Below are 15,324 nucleotides of genomic sequence, written 5' to 3' on the forward strand. Positions count from 1 at the left end.
AGGCGGCCTGCCGCCAGCCGGGGATCTTCTCGAGCACCGGCGGGGAAGTGCCGGGCCGCAGCTCGAGCCCGGCCTGCAGGGCGGCCAGCCGGAACGGCATCTCGTACAGGTGGGTGGCGTCGCAGGGCCGGCAGAACCGTAGGTAAGGGGCCTCGACGCGGGCGGTGAGGGCGCTGGACATGGCGCCCTTGACGGTGGGTTCGGTGACGATCTCGTCCATCAGGCCGGCCACGGTGCGCAGGGCGTCGAGCGCGGGGATGCCGGCCGCCTTTAGCGGCTTGTTGGCGTCGAAGATGCGTTTGCCGGCGTCGGTCTCGGACAGCGGTGCGGTGGCGACGGCGACCGCGGGCAGGTCGCCGCGACGGTAGAGGTGCGGCGCTCCGCGCAGCGTCCACGCGAGGGCGAGCCTGCCGCGCTCGTCGGGCCCCGGCTCGGCCGCGCCGCGCAGTCGCAGCGCCCAGGCGGCGCCGTCGGGGCCGGTGTTCTGGACGCCGAGGTCGAGGATGTCGCAGTCCGTCGGACCCGCGGTCCCGGGAGCGCGGTCGAGTTGCTGGGCGTGCCAGCGGTACGCCAGCACCTGTCTGCGGTCCACCCCGGTCGGCATGGCGCGAGTGTAGGGGAGGACACAGACACCGAGGTCGCGGATCGGGTGGCCCCGGACGGCGTATCCGTACACTGGGTCCAATGCAGTTTCGGGAACTCGGCCCAGCTCTCCCCGCCTCGGGAGTCGCTGCCCTGCCCGCTTCGGGAGTCGCAGCCCTCCCCGCCGCCGGTATGGCAGTCGCGGACGCGCCGGCTCCGTCGGCCGAGCGGCACGCGTTTCACGCCTACCTCGACGTGGCCGTGGTGGTCCTGGTCCTGGTCGGCACGAACCTGATCGCGCACTTCACCAACGCGTGGGCCAGCATCGCCAGCGTGCCGATCGCGGCGGTCGTCCTGGTCGCGTTGACCAGGCGACGCGGGCTCGGCTGGGCGGAGCTGGGGCTCTCGCCGCGGCACTGGCGAAGGGGCTCGCTGTACGCGCTCGGCGCCGTCGGGTTGGTGCTCGCGGTGGTGGGGATCGGCGTGCTGCTTCCGCTGACCCGGCCGTTCTTCATGGCCGACCGCTACGCCACCATCTCGGGCGCGTTGATCGCGTCGATGATCGTCATCCCCCTGCAGACGGTGATCCCCGAGGAGCTGGCATTCCGCGGCGTCCTGCACGGCACCCTCGACCGGATCACCGGTGCCCGCGGGGTCTTCGCCGCCGGGTCGCTGCTGTTCGGGCTCTGGCACATCGCGTCGTCGATGGGTTTGACCAGTGGGAACAAGGGACTCACCGGGTTCCTGGGCGGGGGAGTGTTCGGGCAGGTCGCCGGGATCGTCGGCGCCGTGCTCGCGACGGCGGCGGCCGGGTTCGTGTTCACCTGGCTGCGTCGGCGCAGCGGCAGCCTGCTCGCCCCGATCGCACTGCACTGGTCGCTCAACGGCATCGGTGCGCTGGCGGCGGCGGTCGTCTGGCACATGTCGGTGATCTGACCCGGGAACCCCGCCGAACAGGCAAAAGCTGCCGTAGGCTCAGAAGCCGTGACGGCCAGCGACTGTCGACTCGCCAGTGCCATGGCGGCCGGACCGGGCTGAGGTGTCCGCGGCCCGCGCGGCGACGGACCGATGGCACGAGACCGTGCGGTCGGCCGGGACCTCGCTGGGCGGATGGATCGGCCGGTCGAGCTACCTGCGCAAGTGGCTCGTCCTCGGCGCCGCGATCGGTGTCATCGCCGGCCTCGGCGCCGTCGTCTTCTACCTCGCACTCACCCAGGCCACCCATCTGCTGCTGGGGGTCCTCGGCGGCTACACGCCGCCCGAGGCGGCGGGCGAGGGCGGCGGCGCAGGCAGTGGCGACTTCACCCGGCCGTGGGCCATTCCGCTGATCGTGTGCCTGGGCGGGCTGGCGTCCGGCTTCATCGTGTTCACCTTCGCGCCGGAGGCCGCCGGCCACGGCACCGACGACGCGATCGACGCGATCCACCACAACCCCCGGAAGATCCGGGTCCGCACCGTGGTGGTGAAGCTCGTCGCCTCGGCGATCACGATCGGGTCCGGCGGTTCCGGCGGCAGGGAGGGGCCCACCGCCCAGATCTCGGCGGGCTTCGGTTCACTGTTGGCCCGGGTCCTCGACCTCTCGCCGCGCGACGGCAGGATCGCGGTCGCGGTCGGCATCGGGTCCGGCATCGGCGCGATCTTCGGGGCACCGCTCGGCGGCGCGTTGCTGGCCGGTTCGATCGCCTACCGCGACGACTTCGACTTCGACGCGGTGATCCCGGGCCTGATCACGTCGATCGTCAGCTACTCGGTGTTCGGCTCGCTGCTGGGTTTCGAGCCGCTGTTCGGCTACGCGGCGGCGGACTACCGGTTCACCGATCCGCTGCACCTGGTGTGGTTCGCCGTCATCGGGGTTCTCGGCGGGCTGATCGGGCTGCTGTACGCGGGCATGTTCTACGGCGTCGCGGGCCTGTCCGCCCGGGTCCCGTGCAGTCGAGTACTCAAGCCGGCGATCGGCGGGCTGCTGGTCGGCCTGCTTGCGCTCGCGCTGCCCGAGGTGCTCGGCAGCGGGTACGGCTGGGTGCAGCAGTCGTTGGCGCGCGAGTCCCTGATGGCGATGCCGCTGTGGGTGGTGCTGGTGCTGCCGGTCGCGAAGATCCTCGCCACCTCGTTGTCCATCGCCACCGGCGGCTCGGGCGGAATCTTCGGACCGGGCATGGTGATCGGCGCGTTCATCGGGGCCGCGGTGTGGCGGCTGCTCGAACCCTTCGCGCCCGGCATCCCGGACAGCCCGGCGCCGTTCGTCATCGTGGGGATGATGGCCTGCTTCGGCAGCATCGCCCGCGCGCCGCTGGCCGTGATGGTGATGGTCGGGGAGATGACCGGCAGCCTGACCGTTCTCGCGCCCGGGATGCTCGCCGTCGGGCTGTCGTACCTCATCGTCCAGCGCACCGGGAAGACGATCTACCGCTCACAACTGGGCACCCGCGAAGAGTCCCGCGCGGCGCGCCTGCGGCTCGGGATGCCCCTGCTCGGCCGGGTCGCGGTGGCGGGGTCGATGTCCGAGCCGCGGCTGGTCCTCGGCGCCGACACCTCCTGCGCCACGGCGGCCGAGCGGATGCACGCGGCCGGCGTGCCCGGGGCCCCGGTGGTCGACGGGGAGGGGCGTTTCGCCGGGACGGTGACGCGCACGGACCTCGACGGTCTGCCCGACGACCAGGCGGCGGGACCGCTCGCCCGCCGGGTCGACGTGAGCGCCGCGACCGTCGACGTCGAGGGAAACCTGGACCAGGCGCTGGACGCGATGTCGGATCGAGTCCGGTGGACGACGGTGGTCGACGGCCGCCGCCGGGTCCGGGGCATCGTCGCCGTCCGCGATCTGGTCCGCGGCTACCGGGCCGAGGTGGAGGCCGAGGAGCGGCGCGTCACCAACGTGGGCTCGCACGTGGAGGTCCTCGAGGCGCGGGTCGGCATGGGCGCCACGGTGCTGGGACGCCCGCTGGGGCAGGGGGTGCTGCCCAGCGGCTGCCTCGTGCTTGCGGTGCAGCGCGGTGACGCCGTGCTGCCGGGCGCCGCCTCGACGGTCCTGCGAGTCGGCGACGTGGTGACGGTGCTCGGCCGTCCGGACCTGCTCGAGATCGCCAGCCGGACGGTGGCGGGAAACGACCCGAGCGACTGACCCTCGGCTTGGGGGGGGCATTGCCAACTGCCACGCACGCGACCGAACGATGTGACTGGTGAAACAGAAGTGAACTGGCGAGGCTGGCGGTGGTGTGATGGAATGCACAGGATCTTCGGTGGGCCGACCCCTTCAGCAATTGCGAGGCAAACGTGGACGTGTCACGTCGGAATCTGTTCAGGTATGCGGCGGTCGGTTCCGCCGCGATCGGGGTGGCCGCGCTCGGTGGGACCCCCGCCGTCGCCGCGCCCAGCCTGGGGACACTCGTCGACTACTCCGGCGGCGTGCCCGACGCGGCGGCGATCCTGGCCGCCGGGCACACCGGCGCGATCCGCTACGTCTCCGACCCCAGGCCCGACGCGACGTGGATGACCGGCAAGCCGATGCGCGCAGCGGAGGCGACCGCACTCACCGATGCCGGCCTCGAGGTGGTGTCCTGCTACCAGTTCGGCAAGGCCGCGACCGCGGACTGGCACGGCGGGTTCGAGGCGGGCCGACGGCACGCCGAGCGCGGACTCGAACTGCACCTGGCGGCGGGCGGACCGGAGAACCGGCCGATCTACGCGTCCATCGACGACAAGCCGACGGCGACGGAGATCGCGACCCAGGTCCTGCCGTACATCGAGGGCTGGGAGTCGGTGGTGGGACACGAGAACGCCGGCGTGTACGCGAACTCAGGGACGCTGGACGCGCTGCGGGCGGCGGGACTGGGTTCGTTCTACTGGCAGCACAACTGGGGCACGCCGAAGGGCTACGTGCACCCGGACGCCCACCTGCACCAGTACGAGATCGACAAGCGCGCCGTCGACGGCGTCGGCGTCGACCTCAATGCGATCCTGCGCGCCGACTACGGGCAGTGGTCGCTGGCCTGACCGGTCAACGACCACCACCCGGGTTCAGCCGGGTCGCTGTGTCAGCAGAGCGGCTTGGCCATGTTGTAGATTTCCTGCGCCTGCTCCGGGGTCGCGGCCGTGCCCTCGTTCCCGGCCCTGGCCTCGAGCGAGGTGACGACCTCGGACTCGGGCTTGTTCGCGTTGATGTCGGCGCAGGTCTGGTTGAGGATGTCGCCGATCACCGCGTCGTCACGGCCCTCCGCGAGGCTCGGGTACCTGGTCTTGAACGCGACAGTGAAGGTCGAGACCTTGGCCGTGTCTACGGCGCCTCGGGCCTGACTGGCCAGCGTGCTGGCCGCGGCGCCGGCGGAGGAGATGGCCGACCCGGCCGCCGCGCTGGCCGAGGACACCGCCCCCTCAGCCGCGTTGGCCGCTGAACTGAGCGCGGCGGACACGTTGTCCTTGGCGCTGTTCGGGGTGGTTTCGGTGCTGCCATTGTCGTTCGAGCTACAGCCCGCGACGGCGAAGACAATGGCAGAGGCGGTGATTACAGCTGCTGCGATTCTCATGTTCGGAGCGTAGCCCCGTCAGAGCGCTCCGCGCCGGATGTCGACGGTCGGGCGGTTCGTGCCGAAGCAGCCCGTCAGCCCGGTACCGTCGTCAGACACGCATGCCCACAACGGAATCGGAGAAGACATGGACGTCATCGTGAACCTGCTGTACACGGTCGCCGCAGACCTCTACGCGGGGATCTCCGCGGGATCGACCGCCCCCGCCACGCCGCCGACCACCCAGGCGACGCCGGAGTAGTCCGCTACACGCCGACCGCGGCGAGCCACTTCCGGGCCTCGTCCGGCAGGGTTCCCGCGGCATCGGCGCTGCGGCACCACCGCTTGACCATCTGGAGGAACTTCATGGGGTTGTAGACGTCTTCCTCGCACGACCACAGACCGTCGCCCGCGTAGTGCAGGATGGTCAGGTTCGAGGCCTCGTGGGTCCTGCCGTCGCCGAGATCGCGCATGGGATTGCGGATCTCGCAGATGACCACGCCACGGTCCTCGTCCACCGTGTACCACGCTGCGGGGAACTCGGGCATGTGGTTGCCGGGGAAGGACGTCATGGTGCGAACCACCCACTCGCGGATCTCCTCGCGCCCGGCGAAGTTCCCGTACGCGTGCTCGATGTAGGTCGCGTCCTCGGTGAACATGTCCGCGAAGAGGTTCCAGTTCCCGGTTTCCGTGGCCTCGACGACGGTGCGCTGGTAGTCCTCGAAGGCGCTCTCCAGTTCGGCCCTGCTCCAGCGCGGACTCGTCGTCTGCCGGTCGGTCTCGGGCCTGGTCGGCTCGGTCACGTGGATCTTCTCCCTCGCTCAGGTCTGGGTGTGTGCCAGCGGTGACGCCGCCAGTTCCGGTTCCTCGGGCAGCACGCGCAGCGGACGTTCGCCGGGGCTCTCGCGGGTGGCGCGCCACGACAGCACCGACCACTGGGACAGCCCCGACAGCGCCGAGCCGATGCTGCCGAACGAACCGGTGGACAGCGCCGAGCCGGCCGATCCGATCGAGCCTATCGACAGGATCGAGCCGACACTGCCGATCGAGAGAATCGAGTAGGACGAGCCGATCGAGAGGATCGAGCCCTCCGAGCGGATCGAGAGGATCGAGCGTCGGGAGTGGTTGGACTTCCACGAACGACCGGACCCGGAGCGTCTGGAGGAGGAGGTCATTCCTCGGTCTACCACAGGACTCCCGGCTCGACCACCTGGCCGGCGCACGCAGAAGGGCCCCTCGCCGAGGCGAGGGGCCCTTCTGCGTGGATCGGGTGGCGGTGTCAGCCGACGGTGACCATCCCGAGGGTCGGCAGGAAGCTGCAGGTGACCGGTGCGGGGGTGGACTCGGTGGTGAGACCGCCGGAGATCACCGCGAGCACGCGGCCGCGGCCGGTGTTGGCGATCGCCGAGAGGGTGGCGGGGCCGTCCGGGTTGATCCGCGACGCGGTGGTCAGCGTGTCCGTTCCGGTCCGCTGGTTGTCGATGTTGACCCACGAGACCGTCAGCGGGTTGGGCTGCTCGGCGGTTGCCTTGCTGGTGCCCAGGGCGGTGAAGACGAACCCGGCCTGCTCGGCGGTCGGTCCCGGAGGCGGCAGGTGCGCGGGGCCGGGCACGGCGAGCGCGGTGGCGATCGAGTCACCGGTGCCGTCGATGCAGCCCTTGCCGATGGACGGGTAGAGGAACTGGGCGATGGCCGGACCGTCAGCCGGGGGGAGCTCGGGGCCGCCGCCGCCGCTGCCGTCCAGGAAGGTGATGACCTTCTCGAGGGTCGCCTTGGTCTGCGGCGGCAGGTTCGCGGCCTCCAGCATGGCCTTGGCCTGGGCCAGGAGGTCGGCCTGCGGGCCGCCGGCGATGTCCATCGGTCCGGCAGCGGCGCCGATGATGGCCGGAGCGATGGCCGCCAGCGACTCGATGCCCTCGGGGATCGGAGCCGGTGCGGGCTGGGCGGATACGCCTGCCGGTACCGCCATTGCGGCGGCAGCGACAATCGCCAACCCGGTGATCGTTCTGCGCGTTCCTCGCGTACGAAGCACGGTCTCCCCATCCTTGTTCTCAAGCGTCGGCCGGCCTGGCCGGCCACTCGTGTCGAGCGGCCACTCTATGCAGGCAGCCTGGCGGTTGTACAGCGTTAGAAAAACCAGCCTCGCGGCGGTGCCGATCTGCGGCCCATGTCCATGGCGATTCGGCTGTTGCCAGGCATTCTATTCACACATACTGCGGTTGGCGGCTGTCTGGTGACCATAGCCTGTGAACAGAGTGAAGCCAGAGGTTGTTGATGCAACTGTTATGGAGGAGGTTTGGGCCTTCGCGGCCCGCTGCGTGACTGACGTAGGCTCGCCCGCGAACTTACTTCGGGTTCGACCCGTCGCCCCACACCACACGGGAGAGCCCGACACTGTGTCCGAGACACCTCACGCACCTGCGCTTCTCACGGAGGCGCGCAGCCCCCGCACCGGACCCCGCGCGGAGCGCCTGCTGCGGTTCGCGCCGGTCCTGCTGGCGGTCGCCGTGCTGGTCCGGATGGCGTGGGGATTCCTCAGCCAGAACGGGATGAACCTCGTCGACCTGCACGTGTACGTCGACGGTTCGGCCGCGCTACTCGACGGCAACCTGTACGACTACACCTACTCGGAGCTGACGCCCGACTTCCCGTTGCCGTTCACCTACCCGCCGTTCGCGGCGCTGGTGTTCCTCCCACTGCACTACCTACCGTTCGGACTGGTCGGGGTGCTCTGGCAACTGCTCACCATCGGTGCGCTCTACCTGCTGGTCAAGATGAGCCTGGAGTTGCTGCTGGGCTCGCGTGCGCTCGACCCACGTTGGACGTCGATCGCGATGGTGTGGACCGCGATCGGGATGTGGACCGAGCCGGTGCGCTCGACGCTCGACTACGGGCAGGTCAACGTGTTCCTCGCGCTCGGTGCGATGGTCGCGGTCCGCAGCAGTCGGTGGTGGGTGGCCGGCGGGCTGGTGGGCGTGATCGCGGGCATCAAGCTCACCCCGGCGATCACCGGGCTGTACTTCGTGCTGCGGCGGCGCTGGCGGGCTGCCGCCTTCTCGGCGGTCGCGTTCGCCGGGACCGTGGGGCTGAGCTACCTGGTCGTCGGGTCGGAAGCGCGGCGGTACTTCGAGCACCTGCTCGGCGACGCCTCCCGGATCGGTCCCGTGGGGTCGGTGTGGAACCAGTCGATGCGCGGCGCGCTGAGCAGGCTGCTCGGCCACGACGTGGAGAGCGGGTGGCTGTGGCTCACCGCCGTCGCCGTTGCCGCGGTACTGGCGCTGCTCGCGTGGCGGTCGCTGGGCGCGGAGGACCTGCTGGGCACCCTCGTGGTCGTCCAGGTGTTCGGTCTGCTGATCTCGCCGATCTCGTGGTCGCACCACTGGGTGTGGCTGATCCCGATGCTGATCTGGCTGGTGCACGGCCCGCTCTCGGATCGGCGCGGGTCGCGGGTCCTGGCGGCCTGCTGGCTGACCGCGATCCTGGTCGGGGTGCCGTGGGTGCTCAGCTTCTTCCAGGACTCGATCTGGCTCATCTCCCGGCCCGGTGTGCTGGCCTGGCTGGGTGCGGTGAACGTGATCGGCGCCGTGGCCTTCTACCTGTGGCTGATCTGGGCGCGGCGGGTCAGCCCGCAGCCAGCCGGTCGATCTCCCGAGCGAGTTCCACGTCCAGTGCCGTGATTCCGCCCGCAGAGTGGGTGGCGCAGGTGAAGGTGACGGTTCGCCACCGGATGTCGATGTCCGGGTGGTGATTGCGCGTCTCGGCGGCCACCGCGACCCGGTCGACCAGTGCGACGGCGTCCGGGAAGGTCGGCGATTTGATCGTGCGGACCAGCGTGTCACCGGCGCGGTGCCAGTGCGGTAGTGCGGCGAGCGCGGCGTCGACCTCGGTGTCCGGCAGCAAGTCAGCCATGACAATGATGGTCCCATGCAGAGCGACGAAGCGCGAGAAGTCGGGGCGGCGGCGATCGTCGCGGGCGGTCGGCTGTTGCTCGCGCAGCGTGTCGGCCCGCCCGAGCTGGCCGGGCTCTGGGAGCTGCCGGGCGGCAAGATCGAGCCCGGGGAGACACCTGCCGAGGGGCTGCGCCGGGAGTTGGTCGAGGAACTCGGCGTGCTGACCGCGGTCGGCGGACGGGTCGGGGCGGACGTCCCGCTGCCGAACGGGATGGTGCTGCGCGCCTACCGGGTGACGCTGCTCGACGGTGAGCCGGCGGCACTCGAGCACTCGGCGGTGCGCTGGGTCGGACCGGCGGAACTCTCGGCCGCGGAACTGGTCCCGAACGACCGGGTCTGGTTGCCGGACCTGTTGACGCTGTTGCGGGTGGAAAGCGCCCGGCAGTAGCGGACCGTTCTCGGAGAATTCGAGCTCGGCGACCTAGGTCATCGGTGGCGCCCGAATTCTCCCGCTTGGCGAAACGTAATTGTGGGCGCACAAGCCCGCGCCGAACACCTGCACGTGACAACCGAAACCGGCTGGGGCCGTCGGGAAACCGGCGGCCCCAGCCGGTTTCGTCAGGGCCGCGATTCGACGTCCAGTACGCCTCGGGTCCCGGGGTCGACCAGTGCGCTACGGCCTGGGTAGGAATCCGGCCGGCCTACAAGTGGCTCGACGATCGGGTCGTCGGGCACCCGACTACACGCAACTGCTGACCCGGTAGGGGTCCGGGGAGGCGTGCGCTCACGCGGCGCGCGCCTTCTTGAGCCCCTTCTTGAGGTCCTTGCCCTTGACGCCCTCGTCCTCGAGCTTCTTCATCCGCATGATGACGACGGGACACTTGAGGCACCGCTTCTTGCTGCGGCAGCACTTCTTCTTGGGCTTGAGTCGTGAGACCTTCTTTGCCTTGACCTTGCCCATGTGCGGCCCGGTCCTCCCGCTCGAACGTGAGACCCGGTCGTCCGGGACACCCTCCACGTTAGCGGACCCTCAGTAGTGAGCTCGGCACACAGGAGTTCGGACTGACCGGCGGCGCCGGCCGTGCGCCGCCCGGGGAGCGGGACGTGGTGGGCAGGTGTTCCAGGGCGGGTCAACGGCCGGGATCGGCAGGACGCTGCACCTGTCGCCGTACACCGTCCAGGACCACTTCGAGACGGTCGTCGTCAAGGCCGGCGTCTCGAGCCGGCGGGAGTTGGTGTCGGGGGTGTCCATGGACCACTCCGCACCCCGGCTGGGGGTGCCGTGGGGCCGTCCGGCCGGTTCTCGGAAGCGGCCGCGGATTAGCAGATTCGGGTGATCTACGCTGCACTTTTCGGAGGAATTGGTTCTGGCAGGTAGTATCTAGCTGGCCGCAATGCCTGCACAGGACGTTTCTGTGCCTGTTGAATTCGCATTCGCGACGCGGCCGCCCGAGCCGTGCGAGCCTAAGTTTCGCGTGGCGGAATCAGCCAGCCAGGAGACCGCAGCGTGCCTAGCACCACCTTCCGCAATGTTGCCATCGTCGCACACGTCGACCATGGCAAGACCACCCTCGTCGACGCCATGCTCCGCCAGTCGGGAGCGTTCGCCGAACGTGCCGAACTGGTCGACCGCGTGATGGACTCCGGTGATCTCGAACGCGAGAAGGGCATCACCATTCTCGCCAAGAACACGGCGGTGCATAAGCACAACGAGGACGGGTCCGTCACCGTCATCAACGTGATCGACACCCCCGGCCACGCCGACTTCGGTGGCGAGGTCGAGCGCGGCCTGTCCATGGTCGACGGTGTTGTCCTGCTCGTCGACGCCTCCGAGGGTCCGCTGCCGCAGACCCGCTTCGTGCTGCGCAAGGCGCTCGCCGCGTCGCTGCCGGTGATCCTGGTGGTCAACAAGACCGACCGCCCCGACGCCCGCATCGAAGAGGTCGTCACCGAGGCGCAGGACCTGCTTCTCGACCTGGCGTCGGACCTGTCCGACGAGGCCGCCGAGGCCGCCGAGCTGGCCCTGGGCCTGCCGGTGCTCTACGCGTCCGGCCGTGAGGGCAAGGCGTCCATCGAGCAGCCCGCGAACGGTGAGGCGCCCGCCGCCGAGAACCTCGACGCCCTGTTCAAGGTCCTGATGGAGCACGTGCCGGCGCCGAAGGGCGACGCCGCGGCGCCGCTGCAGGCCCACGTCACCAACCTCGACGCCTCGGCGTTCCTGGGCCGGCTCGCGCTGGTCCGTATCCACAACGGCGAGCTCCGCAAGGGCCAGACCGTGTCGTGGATGCGTGAGGTCGACGGCGAGCCGGTTGTCACCAAGGCCAAGATCACCGAGCTGCTGGCCACCGTCGGCGTCGAGCGTCAGCCGGCCGAGCTCGCCGTCGCCGGCGACATCGTGGCCGTCGCGGGGTTCGCGGACATCATGATCGGCGACACCCTCGCCGACCTGGAGAACCCCGTCGCGCTGCCGCGCATCACGGTCGACCAGCCCGCCATCTCCGTCACCATCGGCACCAACACCTCGCCGCTCGTCGGCCGCGTGAAGGGGCACAAGCTCACCGCCCGCATGGTCAAGTCGCGGCTCGACCAGGAGCTGGTCGGCAACGTCTCGCTCAAGGTGCTCGACATCGGTCGCCCGGACGCCTGGGAGGTCCAGGGCCGTGGTGAGCTGGCGCTCGCCATCCTGGTCGAGCAGATGCGTCGCGAGGGCTTCGAGCTCACCGTCGGCAAGCCGCAGGTGGTCACCCAGCTCGTCGACGGCAAGGTGCACGAGCCCTTCGAGGAGCTCACCATCGACACCCCCGAGGAGTACCTCGGCGCCATCACGCAGCTGCTGGCAAACCGCAAGGGCAAGATGGTCCAGATGGCCAACCACGGTGCCGGCTGGGTCCGTATGGAGTTCATCGTCCCGTCGCGCGGCCTGATCGGTTTCCGCACCGACTTCCTCACCGAGACCCGCGGCACCGGCATCGCCAACGCCGTCTTCCACGGCTACTCGCCGTGGGCCGGCGAGATCCGTGCCCGCCACACCGGCTCGCTCGTCTCCGACCGCACCGGCACGGTGACCCCGTTCGCGATGATCCAGCTGGCCGACCGCGGCACGTTCTTCGTCGAGCCGGGTGCGGACACCTACGAGGGCATGGTCGTGGGCATCAACCCGCGCGCCGAGGATCTCGACATCAACGTCACCCGTGAGAAGAAGCTGACCAACATGCGTCAGTCCTCGGCCGACGTGATGGAGACCCTGGCCAAGCCGATCGAGCTGAGCCTCGAGGGCGCCATGGAGTTCTGTGCCGCCGACGAGTGCGTCGAGGTCACCCCCGAGGCGGTCCGCGTCCGCAAGGTGCACCTGTCGCAGACGGACCGCGCCCGCGAGCGTTCGCGTGCGAAGTCCCGTGACAAGGCCGCGCTGTAAAGTCTGCGCTTCGCGCACCGTGCGCGGTTGACGGGTCTGCGGACCCGTCAACCGCGCACGGTCGGTTCAGCCGCAAACGAAGGGACGGTCGAGTGCACCGAGCAGGACGACGCGGCGCAATGTGGTCGCTCCGCAGGCTCCGCTCCGGCGCAATGTGGTCGCTCCGCGGGCTCCGCCCCGGCGCAACCTGGTCGCTCCGCCGTGACCGGCGGATCCTGCCGATCGCCGGTGCCCTGGTCGCCGGTCTGACCCTGGCCGGCTGCACCGCGAATCCGCCGCCACCGGTGGAGAGCACCGGCAGCCCCAAGCCGACCACCACCGTCACCACCAAGAACACCGTCGTGGTGGCGATCGACGACGTGGGACTCGGCTTCAACCCGCACCTGCTCTCCGACCAGTCGCCGGTGACCTCCGCGGTGACCTCGATGGTGCTGCCGAGCCCGTTCCGCCCGGTGCCCACCCCCGGACATCCCGGCGGCACCGACTGGGTTCCCGACCAGTCCCTGCTGATCTCCGCGGACGTCACCGCGCAGCAGCCGTTCACCGTCACCTACCGGCTCCGCAACGAGGCCCAGTGGTCCGACAGCGCGCCCATCGCGGCCGAGGACTTCCGTTACCTGTGGCAGCAGATGACCAGCCAGCCCGGGGTTGTCGACCCGGCCGGATACGCCCTGATCGACGACATCGGTTCGTCGGAGGGCGGCAAGACCGTCACCGTCACCATGCGTTCGCCCTACCCGGCGTGGCGCGAACTGTTCACCGACCTGCTGCCGTCGCACCTGGTGAAGGACACCCCGGGTGGGTTCGCCCGCGGCCTGGCGGAGAACATCCCCGTCTCCGGCGGGTCCTTCCACATCAAGTCCATCGATCGCGGCCGCGACGAGATCCTGCTCGAGCGCAACGACAGGTTCTGGGGGCAGCCGGCAGTCGCCGACCGGATCCTGATGCGCCGCGGCGGTTCGAATTCGCAACTGGCCGACTCGATGCGGTCCGGCGACGCCCAGGTGGCCGAGGTTCGGGGCGCGGCACCCCTGCAGTCCCAGCTGGCCGCGATCCCGAAGGTCCGTGCCGCCACCACCTTCCAGCCGCGGGTCCTCGAACTGACTCTCAACGGCCGGGTACCGGCGCTGGCGGACCCGCGTGTCCGCAGCGGCCTGCTCGGCCTGCTCGACCCCGAGCTGCTGGCCCGCGTCGGCACTCCCGACGGGGCGGACGCCACGGTGGTCCGTGCCCAGGTGCTGGCGCCGTCCGACCCGGGCTACGCGCCGACCGCGCCGCCGCGCAGGACGCCCGAGCAGTCGCTGGCTCTGCTCGCCGAGGCCGGCTACCTGTACGAGCCCGCTGTCCCGGCCGTCGACGACCCGGCGCAGCGCACCCTGGGTCGGATGATGAAGGACGGCAAGCAGTTCGGGATCGTCATCGGTGCGCCGGAGAACGACGACAGCGCCATCGCGGTCGCGAACACCGCCGCCGACCAGCTCCGTGGCGCGGGTGTCGAGGTGACGGTGAATACGCTACGGGCCGACGAGCTGTACGGCCGCGCGGTGCTGAGCGGACAGGTCGACGCGATCGTCGGCTGGGTTCGCGCTGGATCGGACCCGGCGACGTCGCTGGCCTCGCGGTTCAGCTGCCCGCCGCCCGGGGTGCCGACCACGGTGTCGCCCGACGGCGACGAAACGCCCACCGGCACAGACGAGTCCACGCCGGGGACGGGGCCGAGCAACCTGTCCGGGCTGTGTGACCCGGCGCTGCAGGTCGGCATCGACGACGCGCTGCGCGGCACCGCGGACGTCGCCCACGTGATCGCCCAGGCCGAGCCCCGGCTGTGGGACCTCGCCGCGGTGCTGCCGGTGCTGCAGGACACCACCGTGGTCGCCGCCGGCCCGGACGTGGAGGGCGTCTCCCTGGTCGGTCCGATCCAGGTCGGCATCTTCGCCGACTCCGCCCACTGGTCGAGGAAGCAGAAGTGATGGCGCGCAACGAAAATGCCCGACGGCTGCTGCTGGTGCACGCGCACCCGGACGACGAGACCATCACCACCGGCGGCACCATCGCGCGCTACGCCGCCGAGGGTGCCGAGGTGACCGTGCTGACCTGCACCCTCGGCGAAGAGGGCGAGGTGATCGGCGACGAGTGGGCGGAGCTGGTGGCCCACCGCGCCGACCAGCTCGGCGGCTACCGGATCCACGAACTCACCGCCGCGCTGGCCGAGCTCGGGGCCGCGGGTCCGCGCTTCCTCGGGGGAGCCGGGCGCTGGCGTGACTCCGGCATGGCGGGCACGCCGTCCGCGGAGAACCCCCGGGGGTTCGTCAACGCCGACCGCGACGAGGTGGTCGCCGCACTGGTGTCGGTGATCCGGGAGCTACGGCCCCAGGTGGTGGTCTGCTACGACCCGAACGGCGGGTACGGGCACCCCGACCATGTCCAGGCACACCGGCTGGTCACCGCCGCCGTCGAGGCCGCGGGCACCGGCGCCCACCCGGACGCGGGCGCACCCTGGGAGGTGGCGAAGCTGTACTGGACCGTCACCGAGCACGCCGCGCTCGAGAACGGGATCTGCGCCATCGGGGAGCTGCCGCAGACCTGGCGCCTGCCGGAGCCCGGGGAGCGGGCCTGTGTCGCCGACGAGACGGTGACCACCGCGGTGGACGTGACGGGGGTACTGGCCGCCAAGCGGGCGGCGCTGGCCGCCCACGCCACCCAGGTCTCCGTCTCCGACCTCGGCCCCGAATATGCGCTGTCGAACAACATCGCGCTGCCGATCCTCGGCGAGGAACACTTCACCCTGGCCCGGGGTGAGCTCGGCCCGGTCGGCGCGGACGGCCGCGAACACGACCTGTTCGCCGGCGTCCCGGTCGGCTGACCCCGCACGGCCGTCGGGGTGGCGACAGCGCGCCCCCGACGGCATAGGGTGTGCGGTACGTCACATGGGTGGCGG

Annotated in this window: 16 protein-coding genes and 1 pseudogene; 10 read left to right on the plus strand and 7 right to left on the minus strand. The window is 70.6% G+C overall.

Features of this window, described 5'->3' with window-relative positions; translation table 11 throughout:
• Nucleotides 1–604: DNA glycosylase AlkZ-like family protein (locus tag RT2_RS22620; protein ID WP_139280382.1), on the minus strand; the 604-nt coding region annotated here is incomplete at its 3' end.
• A 170-nt stretch (nucleotides 605–774) separates the two neighbouring features.
• Here RT2_RS22620 and RT2_RS22625 point away from each other — a divergent pair.
• From RT2_RS22625 to RT2_RS22645, 4 genes and pseudogenes are all read left to right on the plus strand, one after another.
• Nucleotides 775–1,518, plus strand: coding sequence for a CPBP family intramembrane glutamic endopeptidase (locus tag RT2_RS22625; protein WP_072847065.1), 744 nt, complete (start codon nucleotides 775–777; stop codon nucleotides 1,516–1,518).
• A 103-nt stretch (nucleotides 1,519–1,621) separates the two neighbouring features.
• A pseudogene (locus RT2_RS26650) lies at nucleotides 1,622–3,031 on the plus strand (chloride channel protein); the annotation flags it as partial.
• A gap of 48 nt (nucleotides 3,032–3,079) precedes the next feature.
• The gene (locus RT2_RS26655; protein WP_255312564.1) at nucleotides 3,080–3,700 is read left to right on the plus strand and encodes a CBS domain-containing protein; all 621 of its coding nucleotides are present in this window, start codon (nucleotides 3,080–3,082) and stop codon (nucleotides 3,698–3,700) included.
• 152 nt (nucleotides 3,701–3,852) lie between these two features.
• Complete coding sequence (locus RT2_RS22645; RefSeq protein WP_072847066.1) at nucleotides 3,853–4,572, plus strand: DUF1906 domain-containing protein; 720 nt, start codon at nucleotides 3,853–3,855, stop codon at nucleotides 4,570–4,572.
• A gap of 41 nt (nucleotides 4,573–4,613) precedes the next feature.
• Here RT2_RS22645 and RT2_RS22650 read toward each other — a convergent pair whose 3' ends face one another.
• The 4 genes from RT2_RS22650 to RT2_RS22670 all read right to left on the minus strand — a co-directional run bounded on the left by RT2_RS22650 (nucleotide 4,614) and on the right by RT2_RS22670 (nucleotide 7,113).
• Entirely contained in the window at nucleotides 4,614–5,102 is a 489-nt protein-coding gene (locus RT2_RS22650) for a hypothetical protein (RefSeq protein WP_139191319.1), read from the minus strand.
• A gap of 245 nt (nucleotides 5,103–5,347) precedes the next feature.
• On the minus strand, nucleotides 5,348–5,884 hold the full coding sequence (locus tag RT2_RS22660; RefSeq protein ID WP_072847069.1) for a nuclear transport factor 2 family protein: 537 nt from the start codon (nucleotides 5,882–5,884) through the stop codon (nucleotides 5,348–5,350).
• A gap of 18 nt (nucleotides 5,885–5,902) precedes the next feature.
• Nucleotides 5,903–6,256 carry a hypothetical protein gene (locus RT2_RS22665; RefSeq protein ID WP_072847070.1) on the minus strand — a complete coding sequence of 118 codons (354 nt, stop codon included), beginning with the start codon at nucleotides 6,254–6,256 and terminating at the stop codon, nucleotides 5,903–5,905.
• 104 nt (nucleotides 6,257–6,360) lie between these two features.
• On the minus strand, nucleotides 6,361–7,113 hold the full coding sequence (locus tag RT2_RS22670) for an Rv1157c family protein (protein ID WP_174556745.1): 753 nt from the start codon (nucleotides 7,111–7,113) through the stop codon (nucleotides 6,361–6,363).
• A gap of 364 nt (nucleotides 7,114–7,477) precedes the next feature.
• On the opposite strand from RT2_RS22670, the gene RT2_RS22675 reads away from it, so the two are divergent.
• Nucleotides 7,478–8,758 carry a mannosyltransferase gene (locus RT2_RS22675; RefSeq protein WP_072847072.1) on the plus strand — a complete coding sequence of 427 codons (1,281 nt, stop codon included), beginning with the start codon at nucleotides 7,478–7,480 and terminating at the stop codon, nucleotides 8,756–8,758.
• On the opposite strand, the gene RT2_RS22680 is transcribed toward RT2_RS22675, so the two are convergent.
• Entirely contained in the window at nucleotides 8,703–8,990 is a 288-nt protein-coding gene (locus RT2_RS22680; protein ID WP_072847073.1) for a 4a-hydroxytetrahydrobiopterin dehydratase, read from the minus strand. The two genes, RT2_RS22675 and RT2_RS22680, sit on opposite strands and share 56 nt — an antisense overlap.
• 15 nt (nucleotides 8,991–9,005) lie before the next feature.
• On the opposite strand from RT2_RS22680, the gene RT2_RS22685 reads away from it, so the two are divergent.
• Complete coding sequence (locus RT2_RS22685; protein WP_072847074.1) at nucleotides 9,006–9,419, plus strand: (deoxy)nucleoside triphosphate pyrophosphohydrolase; 414 nt, start codon at nucleotides 9,006–9,008, stop codon at nucleotides 9,417–9,419.
• Between the two features lie 336 nt (nucleotides 9,420–9,755).
• Here the strand turns inward: RT2_RS22685 and RT2_RS26060 are convergent, their stop codons facing one another.
• Nucleotides 9,756–9,932 carry a hypothetical protein gene (locus RT2_RS26060; RefSeq protein WP_092776476.1) on the minus strand — a complete coding sequence of 59 codons (177 nt, stop codon included), beginning with the start codon at nucleotides 9,930–9,932 and terminating at the stop codon, nucleotides 9,756–9,758.
• Between the two features lie 154 nt (nucleotides 9,933–10,086).
• Here RT2_RS26060 and RT2_RS26895 point away from each other — a divergent pair, with 154 nt between their 5' ends.
• The 4 genes from RT2_RS26895 to mshB all read left to right on the plus strand — a co-directional run bounded on the left by RT2_RS26895 (nucleotide 10,087) and on the right by mshB (nucleotide 15,249).
• A complete protein-coding gene (locus RT2_RS26895; protein ID WP_072847075.1) occupies nucleotides 10,087–10,308 on the plus strand; it encodes a LuxR C-terminal-related transcriptional regulator in 222 nt (73 codons plus the stop codon).
• A 170-nt stretch (nucleotides 10,309–10,478) separates the two neighbouring features.
• The gene (gene typA / locus RT2_RS22695) at nucleotides 10,479–12,386 is read left to right on the plus strand and encodes a translational GTPase TypA (protein ID WP_072847076.1); all 1,908 of its coding nucleotides are present in this window, start codon (nucleotides 10,479–10,481) and stop codon (nucleotides 12,384–12,386) included.
• A gap of 152 nt (nucleotides 12,387–12,538) precedes the next feature.
• Nucleotides 12,539–14,356, plus strand: a complete 1,818-nt coding sequence (locus tag RT2_RS22700; RefSeq protein WP_072847104.1) for an ABC transporter family substrate-binding protein — start codon at nucleotides 12,539–12,541, stop codon at nucleotides 14,354–14,356.
• Complete coding sequence (gene mshB, locus RT2_RS26165) at nucleotides 14,356–15,249, plus strand: N-acetyl-1-D-myo-inositol-2-amino-2-deoxy-alpha-D-glucopyranoside deacetylase (RefSeq protein ID WP_217635632.1); 894 nt, start codon at nucleotides 14,356–14,358, stop codon at nucleotides 15,247–15,249. The genes RT2_RS22700 and mshB overlap by 1 nt, the downstream gene beginning before the upstream one ends.
• Nucleotides 15,250–15,324 lie beyond the last annotated feature (75 nt).

Source organism: Rhodococcus tukisamuensis NBRC 100609 (assembly GCF_001894985.1).
Taxonomy (GTDB): domain Bacteria; phylum Actinomycetota; class Actinomycetes; order Mycobacteriales; family Mycobacteriaceae; genus Rhodococcus_G; species Rhodococcus_G tukisamuensis.